The sequence below is a fragment of the Dendronalium phyllosphericum CENA369 genome (assembly GCF_016056275.1).
In the GTDB taxonomy this organism is placed as follows: Bacteria; Cyanobacteriota; Cyanobacteriia; order Cyanobacteriales; family Nostocaceae; genus Dendronalium; species Dendronalium phyllosphericum.
The window spans coordinates 1-16047 of sequence record NZ_JAECZA010000203.1 but is presented as its reverse complement, the minus strand read 5'-3'; the positions used below and the strand labels follow the sequence as shown (position 1 = coordinate 16047).

12 protein-coding genes are annotated in these 16047 nt (G+C 42.5%); 9 read left to right on the top strand and 3 right to left on the bottom strand.

The features are described 5' to 3' along the window. Window positions 1-621: WD40 repeat domain-containing protein (locus I8752_RS22390; RefSeq protein WP_404827113.1), on the top strand; the 621-nt coding region annotated here is incomplete at its 5' end. A gap of 102 nt (window positions 622-723) precedes the next feature. On the opposite strand, the gene I8752_RS22385 is transcribed toward I8752_RS22390, so the two are convergent. After that, window positions 724-2409 carry a M14 family metallopeptidase gene (locus tag I8752_RS22385; protein WP_214434471.1) on the bottom strand — a complete coding sequence of 562 codons (1686 nt, stop codon included), beginning with the start codon at window positions 2407-2409 and terminating at the stop codon, window positions 724-726. A gap of 468 nt (window positions 2410-2877) precedes the next feature. Here I8752_RS22385 and I8752_RS22380 point away from each other — a divergent pair, with 468 nt between their 5' ends. From I8752_RS22380 to I8752_RS22355, 6 genes are all read left to right on the top strand, one after another. Next, window positions 2878-3135, top strand: a complete 258-nt coding sequence (locus tag I8752_RS22380) for an RRXRR domain-containing protein (protein WP_214434470.1) — start codon at window positions 2878-2880, stop codon at window positions 3133-3135. Beyond that, on the top strand, window positions 3136-3801 hold the full coding sequence (locus tag I8752_RS22375) for a cysteine dioxygenase family protein (protein WP_214434469.1): 666 nt from the start codon (window positions 3136-3138) through the stop codon (window positions 3799-3801). After that, window positions 3788-4549, top strand: a complete 762-nt coding sequence (locus I8752_RS22370; protein WP_214434468.1) for a class II aldolase/adducin family protein — start codon at window positions 3788-3790, stop codon at window positions 4547-4549. The genes I8752_RS22375 and I8752_RS22370 overlap by 14 nt, the downstream gene beginning before the upstream one ends. A 281-nt stretch (window positions 4550-4830) precedes the next feature. Beyond that, on the top strand, window positions 4831-5952 hold the full coding sequence (locus I8752_RS22365; protein ID WP_214434467.1) for a sulfonate ABC transporter substrate-binding protein: 1122 nt from the start codon (window positions 4831-4833) through the stop codon (window positions 5950-5952). Window positions 5953-5993: 41 nt separating this feature from the next. After that, a complete protein-coding gene (locus I8752_RS22360) occupies window positions 5994-6815 on the top strand; it encodes an NADPH-dependent oxidoreductase (protein ID WP_214434466.1) in 822 nt (273 codons plus the stop codon). Between the two features lie 120 nt (window positions 6816-6935). Then, on the top strand, window positions 6936-7724 hold the full coding sequence (locus I8752_RS22355) for an SDR family oxidoreductase (RefSeq protein ID WP_214434465.1): 789 nt from the start codon (window positions 6936-6938) through the stop codon (window positions 7722-7724). Between the two features lie 39 nt (window positions 7725-7763). Here the strand turns inward: I8752_RS22355 and I8752_RS22350 are convergent, their stop codons facing one another. Continuing rightward, window positions 7764-10397, bottom strand: coding sequence for a DNA polymerase III subunit alpha (locus tag I8752_RS22350; RefSeq protein ID WP_214434464.1), 2634 nt, complete (start codon window positions 10395-10397; stop codon window positions 7764-7766). 171 nt (window positions 10398-10568) lie between these two features. Between I8752_RS22350 and I8752_RS22345 the strand changes: the two genes are divergently transcribed. Both I8752_RS22345 and I8752_RS22335 read left to right on the top strand, forming a co-directional pair. Next, window positions 10569-11861 (top strand): dicarboxylate/amino acid:cation symporter, encoded by a 1293-nt coding sequence (locus tag I8752_RS22345; RefSeq protein ID WP_214434463.1) that lies wholly within the window; start codon window positions 10569-10571, stop codon window positions 11859-11861. Between the two features lie 651 nt (window positions 11862-12512). Further along, on the top strand, window positions 12513-14078 hold the full coding sequence (locus I8752_RS22335) for a TAXI family TRAP transporter solute-binding subunit (protein ID WP_214434461.1): 1566 nt from the start codon (window positions 12513-12515) through the stop codon (window positions 14076-14078). 123 nt (window positions 14079-14201) lie between these two features. On the opposite strand, the gene I8752_RS22330 is transcribed toward I8752_RS22335, so the two are convergent. Next, window positions 14202-15914 carry a diflavin flavoprotein gene (locus I8752_RS22330; RefSeq protein ID WP_214434460.1) on the bottom strand — a complete coding sequence of 571 codons (1713 nt, stop codon included), beginning with the start codon at window positions 15912-15914 and terminating at the stop codon, window positions 14202-14204. Window positions 15915-16047 lie beyond the last annotated feature (133 nt).

Genomic DNA, 16047 nt, shown 5'->3' with positions numbered 1-16047 from the left:
GAAAAAGAAGTGAATTCTGTCGCTTTTAGCCCTGATGGCAATTGGATTGTCAGTGGCAGCAATGATTCTACAGTACGCTTGTGGGATATTGACGGCAATCCTATCACCCAACCTTGGCGCGGACATGAAAAAGAAGTGAATTCTGTCGCTTTTAGCCCTGATGGCAATTGGATTGTCAGTGCTAGTAATGATTTGACAGTGCGCTTGTGGGATATTCACGGCAACCCCATTGGTCAACCTTGGCGCGGACATGAGTATTGGGTAAATTCCGCAGCTTTTAGCCCTGATGGTAAACTGATTGCCAGTGGTAGTCTTGATGGAACAGTCCGCTTGTGGCGCTGTGGGTGGCAAGAGTGGTTGCAAGTTTGCTGCAATAGGTTACATTATCATCCCGTCTTTCAAAATCCTGAAAATGGCAGTGATGTAGAAATTGCCCACCAAACTTGTCAAAAATATGTATGGAATCCACAATGCCCTAAACAGTTGAACAACCAAGGTAAGCAAAAAGAGAAAGCGTTTTCAGCAGCTTTGGAGGACTTTAAGCAAGCAGTTCAAGTTAATTTCACATCGCACTGGAAAGACCGCCTTGCTTGGCAATCAGTACCCACAGAGAACCAATAACTCGGCTTGCGTCTTGTTCAACTATTCTTATATCTGCTTAATTCAGACCGCAATCAGCAACGACCAATATTACGAATTACGAATTGGTATGAGTTGCTAATATCACTCTAATGTCAACTCAGTGCGGACAACTCCCGCACGTTCGTGACGGGCTAGCAGCTTGACCGTACTACCAAGAGGCGCACGTATAACCCATTCCGCCTTTGCGCGGTCTTGGGTGGGGTCGCTTAACCTCCTTATAGGAGCTGAAGGTTTATAGGCGCGTCCTTCTAGTTCGCCCAACTCTTCTAGAGGTTTACCTATTTCTAAAGTTGCATCAGCAGGCAGTTCAATTTCACAGATACAGCCTCGCACCAACTTTTTATCTAAGGCTTTTTGAGTAATGTAACTGGGTAACCAACCTGTGTTTTGTACAACCAACCGCACCCGATACATATCATTACCTAGCTTCTGAACGCTGGCTTCATAAATCTCCAAGCGAGGGGAGATTAATAGATGCCACACTAACCACTCAGGAAAACGGGCAATCTCTTTTTCTAAAAACTCAGGAGGTGGATTTGTCCAGGCATACATAGTATTCCAACCGCCCAATTCCACCCGACCGAGTTGGGGATGGTCGAAGGGATACCAGTCTATGTAGCCCTGACCTGCGAGTTGTTCGTCGTTCCAGCGCAATAGCTTCAGGTCATCTTCTAAAGGGTGTTCCTGATACCATTCAATAAATTTATAATCAGTAATTCCAGATTGGCGCTGAGGACTCCAAACTTCTACTGTCCAGGCAAATATACCTTGGTGTTCGTAAGCCCAATCGTCGAATGTACCTGTGATTATGTCTTTGGGGTCATAACGAAAATCATGAAATGCAGAGATGGCTGGATATTCAGTAATTTCAGTGCCTTTTTTACCAATGTGCTGGTAAGTCCGGAGGTCTTTTACAGGGAATCCGTCATCGCTGAGGTGGGTATAAGGGCGGATGAAAACGCCACCAAAGGTATGAAAAGTAATCGCCCCTGTAATATTGGTATGATTCGTAACAAATTGGACAAGCGATCGCACTTCTGTTTCAGATGCTGGATAAGGGCCGGCTCCTGGTTGCTCTAATTCTTGCCGCCATAAAAAGGGAAAATTCCGGTTCAAATCTAGCCCTTCTTTGGAACGTTGGATTTTAATCTCAACGCCGTCATAATTTTCTATCCTTCCTTCTGGCAGTAAGCGATAATATTGACCGCCTGTTTCTGTCGGTTCGCGGCGCACCAACAGACGCGGTTCGCTGGGGCAAATTTTCCACGCACCATTGTCATCAGGAATTCGCATTAATAAAATCCGACCATCACCATCGATATCTTCCATGATTAACCCATCCTTGCGTTCCTCTTCATCGGGATAGGGACGGGTGCTAGAACGAATAAATTTTGGTTTTTCTGCAAGTGCCAACTCAGCACCATCTGGGTTGACGCGAGGACAAATGTAAAAAGTGCGGGTGTCTAAACAACGGGTGATGTCTGGGTGAGTGCCGTAAGCTGTGACTAATGTTTGCAGAAGGTAGAGACAGACACTCGATGCTGCAAGTTCCGTGGCGTGGATGTTGCCATCAACCCAGAGGGCTGGTTTTTCTCTATCGGCATCAAGGGCAAAGTTGGTAACTGTCAACAGCCAGATATCTCGACTTTCATAACTTTTGCCGATACTTTCTATACGCACTAAATGGGGAAATTCCTTAGCATAATCATGCAAAATCTGTGTCAGTTCTTCGTAACGATAATATTTATCAAATCGAACATCTGGCATAACAAACTCTTTGATGCAGCGATTAAATATCATCTACCATACCACTATCAACCGATCGCGCTTCATTGCACTCTCGCCGCGACTAGTTGAAAAAGTCATCGGTAAACTAGGATTTGCTAGTTAAATTGACTTGATTTTTAAATTTTTCTATGATAATTTTTGCTTGTATCTACGGTTATCCGACCGAATTACCGTTTTTTACAGCAACTAAATCACAGCTAAATGAGCCGCTAAGACGAGAGTACTGGAGTTTATCTCTAGGCTCTCATCCTTTCTAAATATGCGCTGACAACAAATTGCTTAATAAAGCGAAATCTACGAGGTAAAACATGCTTGGTATATAGTTTTGAGACTTAACTTGTGTACTTCACGCTCTTTGAATAATGAAGTACTTGAAAAAACCAAATTATCCTCTTTTCTCCCCTAGCTTTTTTTCTGCCATTCTCCCTTACACCCTTTTTCTCACACATGACTAAAGTATTCGTTCTTGATGTTAATAAACAACCCTTATACCCAGTACGTATCAGCCATGCCAGGATGCTATTATCACAAAATAAAGCTGCCGTATTCCAGAGATATCCTTTCACGATTATTTTGAAGGAAGCTTTTTCCCAGCTAACGATTGAGCAACTAGGCTTGAAGGTAACTTCTAGTGCTGTTGTCACAAAGGGCAAAAAACTTGAGATCGATTTGAGTCAGTTCCCGAAGCGAGGTAGAGGAATATAGATGACACACAACATCCTAGAACCACTGCCAGAAGACCAATGGTTTATTGAGAGTCAAAAACTACGTTCTTTTGTGGCGACAGTTCGAGAAATTAGTGCCAGCACTAGTGAAAACCGCACGCAGACTCTAGCTAGATTAGAACCATATTTTCAAGAATTACTTGGCCAGCAAGAGTGGCTAGATGAAAAATTCCTGCAAGTAAATCCTGAAAGCAAGATGGGCGGTGGTATAGGTCAATGGCTACTTTATCGCGCTCAAGACCGTTCTCTTACAGTCTTCAGTTTAGTAATTCCTCCTGGTTCAACAACTCCTGTGCACGACCATCTAGCTTGGGGATTAATTGGTTTATACAAAGGCAACCAACAAGAAACAGTCTATCGCCGTGTAGATAGCGGTAATTGTGAGGGACATGCAAAATTAGAAGTAGTTGAAGTGCGATCGCTGCAACCAGGTGATATCTACCGCCTGTTACCCCCAGATGGTGATATTCACGCTGTCAAAACCACATCCGAGACTGCATCTGTATCTATCCATATTTTAGGTAACGATACTGGCTGCATCTTACGCCATCAGTTTATCCCAGAATCTCATAGCGTTAAATCGTTTCGTTCTGGATATTCCAACGCTCCTTGTCAAGAGCAGGAAAAAGAACATGCCCAAGTATGAAAGACCGCAACCCCCCATCTTCGAGCGAGTTGAAGACGAACGCTTGCACCGCAAGCAACGCCTGGCAGCAGCATTTCGCCTGTTCGGCCGGTTTGGATTCAGCGAAGGAATTGCAGGACATATTACAGCTCGCGATCCGCAATTTACAGACCATTTTTGGGTGAATCCATTTGGAATGTACTTTGGTCATATTCGCGTCTCTGACTTAATATTAGTTAATAAAGAAGGCGATGTCGTTAAAGGCGATGCTTCTGTAAATCAAGCCGCTTTTGTCATCCATTCCCAGCTGCACGAGGCTAGACCCGATGTGATCGCGGCGGCACATGCTCATTCAATATACGGTAAAGCTTGGTCTAGCTTGGGTCGTCTGTTAGACCCGTTAAATCAAGATTGTTGCTCGTTCTACGAAGACCATGCATTATTTAACGATTATACAGGTGTTGTATTAGATACCTCAGAAGGCAAACGACTGGCGGAAATTTTGGGTAACAAAAAGGCTATGATCTTGCAAAATCACGGCATTTTGACCGTGGGACATACAGTGGATGAAGCGGCCTTTTGGTACATTACTTTAGAGCGATCGTGCCAAGCGCAACTGTTGGCAGAAGCTGCGGGTAGACCCCGTATCATCAATCACGAAACAGCTCGTTTAGCACAAACTCAAGTGGGATCGCACTCAAGTGGGTGGTTCAGCTTTCAGCCACTCTATGAAAGGATTGTCCGCGAACAACCAGATTTACTTGAATAAAGTTGTATTTTTAGCATTCTCGCAAATATAGCAAAGTGCTGAGTAAAAACCTAGTTACTTTAAGGCTTTGAGCAATCACAACTGTCCTAAAGGGTGTGGCTAGGCTATACATATAAAACGGCGCTGGATAGCAACTGTTTACAATACTTTACCTAGATTGGATATTATTAGATACCCTTAATATCTACTGTTTTTATATCAAATTTTCCTGACATATATTTATATACTACGGTAACACTATAGATTTATAGTATTTAATGAAATTTGGAGAAATCATGCTGATGATTAGACTAATAGTCCGTCGCTTAATTGCGAAATGGATCTCATTCATAAAATTTGGCAATTCAACATTTAGCAAGCAACAGAAATTTCTTTTATTTGATGCGCGTTTAACAGTAACGGGAGCTTTTCTTACAGGTCTTTGTTTAAGCTTGTTATTTGCCGCTTGTTCTGCACCATCATCTGTTAATTCATCCAATCCCAGTGCGACATCTGTTAATAACTCTACTCCTAGCAAAGCGACTGTACTACGATTTGGCTATCAGAAATCGAATATTCTCTTAAAAACCAAAGGAGTATTAGAAAAGCGTTTATCACCAGAGGGTGTATCTGTAAAATGGATTGAATTTCCAGCAGGGCCGCAACTTTTAGAAGCAATGAACGTGGGTAGTATCGACCTTGGACACGTAGGAGAATCACCACCAATATTTGCCCAAGCAGCAGGAGCGTCACTCACTTACATTGCGGGAATTGCTGCTAGTCCTGCTGGCTCGGCGATTCTGGTTCCGCAAAACTCATCAATTCAAAAGCTAACTGACCTCAAAGGTAAAAAAATTGCTTTTCAAAAAGGCTCTAGCGCTCATTTACTGTTAGTCCAAGCTTTAGAAAAAGCTGGCTTGAAATATACTGAGATTGAGCCTATATATTTGCCACCACCTGATGCCCGCGCTGCCTTTGTTAAAGGTAGTGTAGATGCTTGGGTAATTTGGGACCCATTTTATGCAGCAGCGCAAGAAGCAACTAAAGCGCGGGTTCTTATTGATGGCACAGGCATTAATAAACAGGGTGGCTATTATTTAGCAGATCGCAAATTCGTTACAGAAAATCCTCAAATTGTCAAGGCAACACTAGAGGAGATTCAAAAACTAGAAGAATGGTCTAAACAACATCGTGAAGAAGTAGCACAAACTCTAGCACCTGTGTTAGGAATTGACATAGAAACAATGAGAAAAGTAACTAATAGGCGAACTTTTGGGATTGTGCCAATAGATGATAATCTGATAAGTTTACAACAACAAGTTGCTGATACATACTATCAATTAAAATTGATACCCAAGCAAGTGAATGTCAAATCAGCAATACTGACAAAAGAAGAATACGCGGCGTTTTCACCCAAGATTTAAAGTTAATTTTTCCCTATTTTTCTTCAGACTTGATATTGATTATGACCAATCCAACAGAACTACTGCGATCGCGCTACGGTGAAATTCCTTTTAATTCTGAAATTAACTGGAATGAATCTGTCACAACACTGTTATCTCACCGCTCAATTCGAGCTTATTTAACTGACCCTTTACCACCAGGAACTTTGGAATTAATAGTTGCAGCGGCTCAATCTGCCTCTACTTCCTCAAATCTGCAAACCTGGAGTGTGGTAGCCGTAGAAAATCAAGAGCGTAAAGAAGAGTTATCAAAGCTAGCGGGCAATCAAGCACATATCCGACAAGCTCCGCTATTCTTAGTTTGGTTAGCAGATTTAGCTCGCATCGCTCGCGTTGCTGATAGTCGTGGTATTTCTCATGACGCTCTAAAATACTTAGAAATGTTTGTCATGTCCACAGTCGATGCAAGTTTGGCGGCGCAAAACGCAGCGGTAGCAGCTGAGTCCCTAGGGTTGGGCACAGTATACATTGGCGGCATTCGCAACAAACCAGAAGAAGTAGCAAGAGTCATCAATTTGCCTAACTCTGTATATGCTGTGTTTGGCTTGTGTGTGGGTTATCCCAATCCGGAAGTGGCAACCGCAGTTAAGCCGCGTTTACCTCAGTCAGCCATAGTACATCGGGAAACTTATAAATTGGCAGACCAAGAAGAAGCGATCGCCCATTACAATGACATCATCAAAGACTTCTACATAGAACAAAAGATGGACATTGCTGGCGATTGGTCAGAACACTCAGCCCAAAGGATTGCAACAGTAGAGTCATTGAGAGGACGCGATCGCTTGCGCGAAGCCCTCAACAACCTTGGCTTTCAGTTGCGTTAACTAGTAGTCTGTCCCATTAGTTGTGAATGGTTAGAGCTGATATGGGGACGCGGGGATACGGGGACAAGGGAGGATTTTAAAGCTAGCAAAATTAATGGGACAGCACTAGGAAGAAAAATTATGGATTTGCAACTCAGTGGCAAAGTAGTCTTAGTAACAGCTGCTAGTAAAGGTTTAGGCAAAGCTACAGCACAGCAATTTGCCCGTGAAGGTGCAAAAGTTGCGATTTGTGCCCGCAGTGAAATAATTGATAAAGCCGCTGCGGAAATTGAAAGCGAAACTGGCACAGAAGTGTTAGCAGTACGTGCAAATGTCACCCAACAAGCAGATATTGAACAAGCGATCGATGCCACTGTGGAGAAATTCGGCAGGTTAGATATCCTCGTCACCAATGCAGGCGGCCCGCCTGCTGGCACTTTTGATGACACCGATTTAGCAGCGTGGGAAGCCGCAGTTAATTTAAACTTGCTGAGTACAGTTCGCTTAATTCAGTATGCTTTACCTCACTTACGGCAATCTCCAGCGCCTGCAATATTAACAATTACCTCAACTTCAACCAAACAACCAGTTAAAAATTTAGTATTGTCTAATTCAATTCGACTAGCAGTGATTGGTTTAACGAAAACCCTCAGTCAGGAATTAGGTAGCGATAAAATTCGAGTCAACAGCATCTTGCCAGGATGGACGTATACAGAACGAGTGGAAGAATTGATAACTGCCAGGATAGCTAAAAGCGGTCAGACAAAAGCAGCAGAAATCGCCAGCATTAATGCAGCTGTTCCTTTAGGTCGTATGGGAACTCCAGAAGAATTTGCCAATGTTGCTGTATTTCTCTGTTCGCCAGCCGCCTCATTTGTGAATGGAGTGATGCTACAAGTAGATGGTGGATTCAGCCAAGGTACATTTTGAGTAGCATTGTTAATTGATGCAGGCAAACTGATTTCATGCTTACTTTGGTAATCCTTTAACTTGCATCAAATCCAATCCCCGCTCAAAGATTTCATCAATTGGCAGCATTTGTCCATCAGTAGTCATAAATTTATGGTCTTTTGTGGCTCTTATAATTGAACCGTCTTCTAAAGAATACTCAAAAACTTCTTGTTCTCCGCGATTATGCCACTGTGCCACAGGTTGCGCGTATACATTGCCATTACTATCAACACTGAACACATTACATTCAATACCTTTTTCTACAATTTCGCCTATAGGAATCAAGCCATATTCTACTGTCAAAACTTCTGTATCATAGCTTAAGCAGTATTCGGCAAACTTCAGCATTTGAGCGAATAATTCTTCAGCTATTTGTTTTTTTACCCCATTTTTCGCCGCGCCGTCTACAAATTTTTCTTGCTGCTTTTGCATTTCGGAAACTTTCTTTTTACCCATTGCACGACGCAACAAATCAGCTTGTCCTAGAGAATAGCCAGCCATATCTTGAGCAATTTTCATAATTTGCTCTTGATAGACCATAATTCCATAGGTTTCATTCAAAATCGGCTCTAGAATAGCAGTATCATATTTTATTTCCTCTTTTCCATGCTTGCGGTTAATAAATTTAGGAATTAGTCCCGCATCTAATGGCCCAGGTCGATAAAGTGCCAAGATTGAAGAAATATCTTCTATGTTAGAAGGCTTCAAATCTCGCACGATCTGACGCATACCCGATGACTCTAATTGAAAAATCCCTTCTAACTCTCCAGCTTCTAACAATTCATAAGACTTTTGTACATCTTTTGGCAAGGTGCTATGTTCGCCTTTAGCTAATATTTTCTGAGCTTTTCTTTCTTGACGTGTAATTTCATCTGGATCGATACGATAACCTTTAGTTTGTTCGACTAAATCAATTGTCTTTTGAATTAGTGTCAAGTTCCGCAAACCCAGAAAATCCATTTTTAATAAGCCCATTGATTCCAAGTCTTCCATGAAATACTGGGTAATCACAGAGCCATCATTATTTCTTTGTAGCGGTACAATTTCATCTAGTGGTTCGGCAGAAATCACTACACCCGCTGCATGAACGCCAAAAGTTTTGTTAGTACCCTCAATTCGCATTGCCATATCAATCCAATGGCGAACATGGGGGTTATTTTCATATTTATCTTTAAATTCTGGTTCTGGAGTTGCATCAGAAATCATTACTTTGAGTTTGGTGGGTTTTCCCCGCACCACAGGAATTAATTTCGCCATTTTGTCAGCTTCCCCGTAGGGAATATTCAATACCCTGGCGACATCTTTTAAGACAGCTTTGGAAGTTAGACGATTAAAGGTAATAATTTGAGCAACTCTATCTTTGCCGTATTTTTCAGTTACATACTCAATCACTTTATCTCGTTGTTCAATGCAAAAATCTGTGTCAATATCAGGCATAGATTTTCGTTCGGGGTTCAAGAATCGCTCGAAGAGTAATCCATGATGTACTGGGTCGATGTTGGTAATTCGCATAGCATAGGCAACCAAAGAACCAGCGGCCGAACCTCTACCAGGGCCAACGGGAATATTATTATCCCTAGCAAATTTGATGTAGTCCCACACAACTAAAAAGTATGTAGAAAACCCCATTTGCTGAAGCATTTTAAGTTCGTATTCCAATCTTTCTTTGTAAATTGGATCGACTTCGTTGCGGGATTTGCGATTTAATCTTTCTAATAATCCTTGCCAAGCAACTTCTTCTGCGTAAGTATCAGGAGTGTGACCGGAAGGAATGGGAGGAGTGGGAATCTGAGGCTCGCCCATAATATGGTAAGGCTCGACTTTATCTGCAACTTCTTCTGTGGTAGCAATAGCTTCAGCAATGACATCATCTGGCAAATGATCGCGAAATAGTAGCTGCATCTCTTCAGTAGATTTGAGATATTCTGTGCCGCTATAACGCATCCGTTTATCTTCACTAATTAATTTGCCAGTTTGAATGCATAGTAAAGCGTCATGAGCATCAACATCAAAGCAAGAAATAAAATGAGAATCATTAGTTGCAACAAATTTAATATCTAATTCCCGTGCAATTTTAATAATTTCTACGTTAACAATTCTGTCTTCTTGCGAGCCGTGGTCTTGAATTTCTAGATAAAAATCATCAGCAAATACATCTTTATACCATTTAGCAACTTTCCGAGCTGCATCTGGTCTACCGCTGAGAATTGCTTGAGGAATTTCTCCACCCAAACAAGCACTAGTGACAATCAAGCCTTCATGATATTCTTTGAGTAATTCTTTATTAATGCAAGGACGAGAAAAAATACCTTTGCCTTGTACGCCTGTGAGGTGAGAAATAGTCGTTAATTTAACTAAATTTTTGTAACCTTTTGTATTTTTAGCTAAAACTACTTGATGATATTTAGGGCGATGACGTTCTTGTTTTTCCAGAGCGCCGTTGAGGATATACATTTCGTTGCCAATAATTGGCTTAATATTTTTACTGCGGCAGATTTTGAGCAATTCCACAGCACCATACATGACACCATGATCTGTAAGAGCGATCGCTTTGATTCCCAGTGCGATCGCGCGATCGACCAACTCTGGCAGCTGGCTTGCCCCATCAAGCAAACTGTAGTCACTGTGAATATGTAACGGCACAAAGGACATATGCATCTCCAACCACTAGCCAACTATATCTCTGGGAACAATCCTAACGAACACTTGTTTGAGCAGTATTTTGTTAAACAATGGGATCTTAGATTAACTCGTTTGCGAAATTTTCACTTCCGAAAGTGATGTTTCAATAGTTACATCAGTTTAGTTACCCAGCATTTAGCAATGAGCCAAACAGAGAGCAATCATTCGCCTGAAACCAAAGCTAGCCCTTGGTGGCAGCGCATCCCTCTCACGTTGCAAATAGTTATCGCCTTAGTACTCGCAGTCAGTTTAGGAATTGCACTTGGCGCAGGAAATCCCAACCCCAGCAACGCCGCCTTTATTGATAACTTAGCAGTTCCTTCAGAATTGGTGCTGAAAGCTCTGCGCGCCTTAGCAACGCCGCTGATTTTAGTGGCAGTGCTGCATACATTCATGACTACAAATATCCCTGGTAAAGCCGGACGACGGCTAGCAATACTGTTGTTCACCAATACTACTGTAGCTATACTGATTGGGCTTTTCGTAGCCAACGTTTTACGTCCGGGGACTTGGGGACGTTTGGCAGCTCCAGGAATTGCCCAAACATCTAAAGCTGGTCTCGATCCTTGGGAACTACTCAAAGATGCTGTACCGGAAGCAATCCTCAAGCCGCTGGTTGATAATAATGTCATCCAATTAATTGTTATTGCCCTTTCCTTTGGCATTGTCTTGCGGGGATTAAAATCAGAACAAATTGCTCAAGGAAAATCAGGATACCAGCCAATTGAGAATGTGATTGCAATATTGTTTGAGACGGTGATCCGCATTTTGGGATGGGTAATTGCTTTAGTGCCGCTGGCAGTTTTTGGAATTGTAGCTAGAACCGTTGCGGAAAAAGGCTTTGAGCCATTTAAATCTTTAGGTGCATTTGTGGTAGCAGTATTGTTAGCTCTAGTGTTACAAGCTTGCTATTACCTGACTAGAATCAATTTTGGTTCTTGGGTAAATCCACTAAAATTCCTAGCCGGCGGTACAGATGCTTTTTTGACAGCTTTCTCAACTGGCTCCTCAACAGCAACAATGCCAATTACTTTTGAAGTTTTGCAACAAAAAATCGGCTTACGAGAATCTTCTGCTTCTTTGGGGGCCTTAGTTGGTTCTAATTTCAACAATGATGGTACTGCCCTTTACGAGGCAATGTCTGCGTTGTTTATCTCCCAAGTCCTGGGATTGCATCTGAACCTAGGACAGCAGTTAATTGTCATTCTCACATCGATTTTTGCCTCGGTGGGTGCTGCTGGTATCCCAGAGGCAGGACTGGTAACGATGACCTTGGTGTTTACTTCCGTTGGTTTGCCTACGCAATATATAGCTTTGTTAGTGACTGTAGACTGGTTTCTAGACCGCTGCCGCACTGCAATTAATGTGATGGGAGATATGACCGTTAGTGCATTATTAGACGGCAAAAAGCCGCGTTCTATAGACGAGGCTTAAACTACAAACTTTAAGTTCAGTGCGGCGGTTTTTCACAAATCTAAGACTGTTGAGGCCCCTTAGCATCACATTCTCTAGTCCAACACCTTTTTAGAAGTTTAATTCGCCAACTGTGAGCAAAGCGACGGGGATTCAATTCTAATTGAGAATCGCGGCTAAACAAAGGTTGGTTGAGATACTGCCAAATAGGAAATTTAATTTTATTGTTTTTGTTTTGTGCGGTCATAGGAGGAACAAGTCGTATAAAAGCGTTGTAGAAGTAGTTGGCATTTTGTGTAAAAACTGCCAGATACTGAGTTTCTAGTTCAAGATGACATGATAATTATTCAATTGTCTTGGTGGCAATTGCGGAATCTTACTTTAACTTTTCTGCCACAATCGCTAGACTAAGCTTCAAGCTAAAAGTTCCTCACGAGGTCAGCAAAAATAAATGTAGAGACGCTATTAATAGCGTCTTTATTCGTAAGTATCGTTATTTATTTCAGTGCTAATTTGTTAAGTTTATTTGTGAGAAGTTACTTAGTTTCTATTGCCAATTACTAACTATCTCAAGTAAATATACAGGGCAAATCAAAGATTTCAAAGTATTCCGCCGAACTGTAACTTGAAAAATGTTATTGTTACGGAGAAAACAGCCATGTGTGGGCTGGTATGAGAAAAGTGTACGAATCCGATCGACGCATCTGGGCAAAGCAATTACTTAGTTATCGCGTGTCATTATTGAAATGCGATCGCCATCAAAGAATTTTTTTGATTTGTCGCAGTTTAGCAAGCAGCACTCTAGTAGCAATTCTCAGCAGTTGTAGTTTTCAGCCTGATAGCGTAACTCTCTCCAGTGGGACGGCTGGTGGCTTCTACAATCGCGTCGGCGAGCAAATTAGCAACTCTACTAAAACAACGGTTGGATTAAAGGTTAGCAATCTCGACTCCCAGGGTTCCTACGAAAATTTGCAACGCTTGCTAGAACGTAAAGTAGATTTTGCTCTGGTACAGCTAGATGTTGCTAGTGAGGCAATGCGACAGGGAAAAGTCCAAGCAGTAGCAATTTTAGCTAACGAGTATTTACAGATGATTACCCGCAAAGACTCTGGGTTGCAGGTCTTTGCCGATCTTCAAGGAAAGCGCGTAGCTACTGGTACGCCAGGAAGCGGGATTCGGTTTACCACCAGTCAACTGATTAAAGCAGATAAGTTGCAAATTCAAGAGGATGCTGCTGATTTTGAGAGAGCATTTCAGAAATTGAATACTCGACAGATAGATGCGATCGCTTATGTCGGCAGTGTAGGAGCCAGTCAAAAACTGCGGCAGCAATTTATCAACGATCCCAATCTCAAAATTATCCCTATTCAAAAAAGTTTAATCAATAACTTAACCATTCTTGACCCTGGTTCCTACCAAAGTGCAACATTGCCAATGGGAACTTACACCTCACGTCCACCGATTCCAGAACAAGAGATATCAACTATTTCAACGGCTACAGTTTTGGTAACTCGTCCCGACATGGATAAAAACAAGGTAGGATTGGTTACTTGGTCTATTATTTCCACTGCTCGAACTTACTCTCAGTTTTATCCAGAACTTCAGACTACAGAAGCCAGCGAATCGCTACGAAAAGGATTATTTTATATTCACCCAGCAGCCCAGAAAGTATTTGAAGAGGGAGATCCGCGTGCTGCTTTTATTCGTTATTGGCAAAGTAATAGTGACTTGCAAGCTGGGGTATTTATTTTAGTGTCAACTAGTGTCGTGGGATTGTTAATTGGACAATGGCGCAAGCAAAGTTCTCAAAAATTGCTGGCTACAACTGTTAACCGCATTAATGAACTCAAAAACTTGTTAACAGAAAATCCCCAAGAGGCATTGAAAGGAATTGAAGATTTAAGACAAGAGCATCGGTTGAGGTTTATTGATGGAGCAGTGACAACAGAAATTTACGAACAACTGCAACACAAAACGCACATATTTGCTGACGAGTGCCGCTTAATTTTAGAACGGCAGCGCAAAAAGTTTGTCATGGACACCCTATTGCTACTAGATGAATGGCAAGCAACCTTGCAAACTGACCCAGATGTTGCTCTTCAAAAGCTGGGCCAGATCAAGCAAGATTATCGAGATATGCTGTTGTCCGACCAAGTTGACATTGAGGCATATGTAGAACTGATGCAGTTAACTTTAATGTCGGTGATGACCTTGATGCCAAAATCTTCCCAAGGGTAGTAGGGATTGGGGATTGGGGACTGGGGATTGGGGATTGGGAATTTCACTTCCTTGTCTCCCCTGTCTCCCTCATCTCCCTCATCTCCCTCATCCCCCTGCCTTCTTTACTTGGTCATTAGCTCTTTAATAATGAGTGCCAGTTTTCCGATGGTTGATCGCAGTCAAAGCATCAGGTTGGATCAATTTACCGTTATCAACGGTTGCATATACTACCCAATGATCGCCACATTCCAGACGCTGACTTACCGAACATTCAACATAGGCTAGAGCGTCGGTAAGAACTGTGCAGCCATTGTCGGCAACTGTAGTACCAAAGTTGGCAAATCGGTCTTCACCAGGCGCAAAATTTTTGCGAAAATGTTTCATGTAATCTACATGATTGCCTTCAGGTAAAATGTTCAAGGCAAATTTACCACCTGGATACATCAAAGATTCTATGGCTCGGTCTTTGGCGATCGCAACTGTTAAACCAGGTGGATTAAAGGTAGCCTGAGACACCCAAGCGCCTAACATCCCGGTGGAAACTTCTCCTTGCTTGGCTGTAATCACGCAAACTGAACCAACAATCCGACCCACAGCTTGTTCTGTCGGTGTTGCGGCTTGTTGGGGTACGCGGACTTTTCTAGCTTTTTTCAATCCTTGAGCAAAGTCTGTGCCGACTTCTTCACAGAATTTGAGAGTGACATCATCGGGTTTAAACTTGACTTTGAGCGTTTCAAACCCAAACCGATAGCCAGCATCCCGAAGTTTACCTTCAATTAAGTCAAAGGCTTCACCACTCCAGCCGTAGGAACCAAAAACGCCTGCAATTTTACTGTTGTCGCCAACTTTCAGGACGATACCCAAAGCAGTGTGAATGGGGGTAGGTGCATGACCGCCGATGGTAGGAGAACCGATGATAAAGCCGTCTGATTTTTCTACCGCTGCTTGGATTTCATCGGGTGTGGCAAATTCGCAGTTGATTGATTGAACTGCAACTCCTCCCTTGGTTAATCCGAGAGCGATCGCCTGTGCTAAGGTTGCTGTATTTCCGTAAGCTGAGGCATAAAGTAGGGCAACAGAAATTTCTCGATCTCTTTGAGAACGGCTCCATTCTCCATAAGCTTTGGTGAGTTCGATTAAACTGGTACGTACCAAAGGCCCGTGAGCAACAGCATACATTCTCACTTGCAAATCTGATATCTTCTCCAAAGCCGCTTCCACATGGGGAGCTTGGGGAGCCATCAAACAATTGTAGTAATAGCGCTGGTCTTCCTTGAATGCTTCCCAGTTGTCATCAAACACTTCATCGCCACAGATATGCGCTCCAAATAACTTATCTGTGTAGAGAATTTGGGTTTGCTGGTCGTAGGTACAAAGTCCTTCCGGCCAGCGGGGACTGGGAATAGGCAAGAATTTTAAAACATGACCCTTACCTAAATCAAGAGTTTCTTTCCCACGCATCACCAAAATATTTAAAGCGTCATCTGGGAAAGCTGCGCGTAAATTACTAGCACCAAGGACAGAACAAACAAAAGTAATCTGCGGTGCTAGTTCTAAAACTGCCTTCAGGGTTGGTACGCGGTTGGGGCTGAAATGACCCAAGATGACATAATCTAACTTTTTCAAGTTCAAGGTTTGCTGCAAAGCTTCTAAATAAATTTCGGTGAAGCTTTCAGCAGGTGGGTCAATAATTGCGGTTTTATCACCTTCAATTAAATAGCAATTGGAGGTAGTACCTCTTTCTAATGCATATTCAATTTCAAACCGCAGACGTGACCAACTACGCGCTCTGATAATTTTAGTGTTTGTAGCAATGGGGAGAACTTGTACGTCACGGGGTTTGGAATCGCTCATGGATTTTAGTTTAAGTGTGGAGAAAAAATGGAAAAACCGGGTAGATTTTGCCCAGTTTTTAATGGATTGAATAAAACCAGTCACGGGAGGGTGTGGGGTAAAGAGGACGCGGGGACGCGGGGACGCGGGGACG

What these genes read in the sequence shown, in the direction of transcription:
- I8752_RS22385 (WP_214434471.1), bottom strand. Translation starts at nt 2,409, where the DNA reads ATGCCAGATGTTCGATTTGATAAATATTATCGTTACGAAGAACTGACA.
- I8752_RS22380 (WP_214434470.1), top strand. Translation starts at nt 2,878, where the DNA reads ATGACTAAAGTATTCGTTCTTGATGTTAATAAACAACCCTTATACCCA.
- I8752_RS22375 (WP_214434469.1), top strand. Translation starts at nt 3,136, where the DNA reads ATGACACACAACATCCTAGAACCACTGCCAGAAGACCAATGGTTTATT.
- I8752_RS22370 (WP_214434468.1), top strand. Translation starts at nt 3,788, where the DNA reads ATGCCCAAGTATGAAAGACCGCAACCCCCCATCTTCGAGCGAGTTGAA.
- I8752_RS22365 (WP_214434467.1), top strand. Translation starts at nt 4,831, where the DNA reads ATGATTAGACTAATAGTCCGTCGCTTAATTGCGAAATGGATCTCATTC.
- I8752_RS22360 (WP_214434466.1), top strand. Translation starts at nt 5,994, where the DNA reads ATGACCAATCCAACAGAACTACTGCGATCGCGCTACGGTGAAATTCCT.
- I8752_RS22355 (WP_214434465.1), top strand. Translation starts at nt 6,936, where the DNA reads ATGGATTTGCAACTCAGTGGCAAAGTAGTCTTAGTAACAGCTGCTAGT.
- I8752_RS22350 (WP_214434464.1), bottom strand. Translation starts at nt 10,397, where the DNA reads ATGTCCTTTGTGCCGTTACATATTCACAGTGACTACAGTTTGCTTGAT.
- I8752_RS22345 (WP_214434463.1), top strand. Translation starts at nt 10,569, where the DNA reads ATGAGCCAAACAGAGAGCAATCATTCGCCTGAAACCAAAGCTAGCCCT.
- I8752_RS22335 (WP_214434461.1), top strand. Translation starts at nt 12,513, where the DNA reads ATGAGAAAAGTGTACGAATCCGATCGACGCATCTGGGCAAAGCAATTA.
- I8752_RS22330 (WP_214434460.1), bottom strand. Translation starts at nt 15,914, where the DNA reads ATGAGCGATTCCAAACCCCGTGACGTACAAGTTCTCCCCATTGCTACA.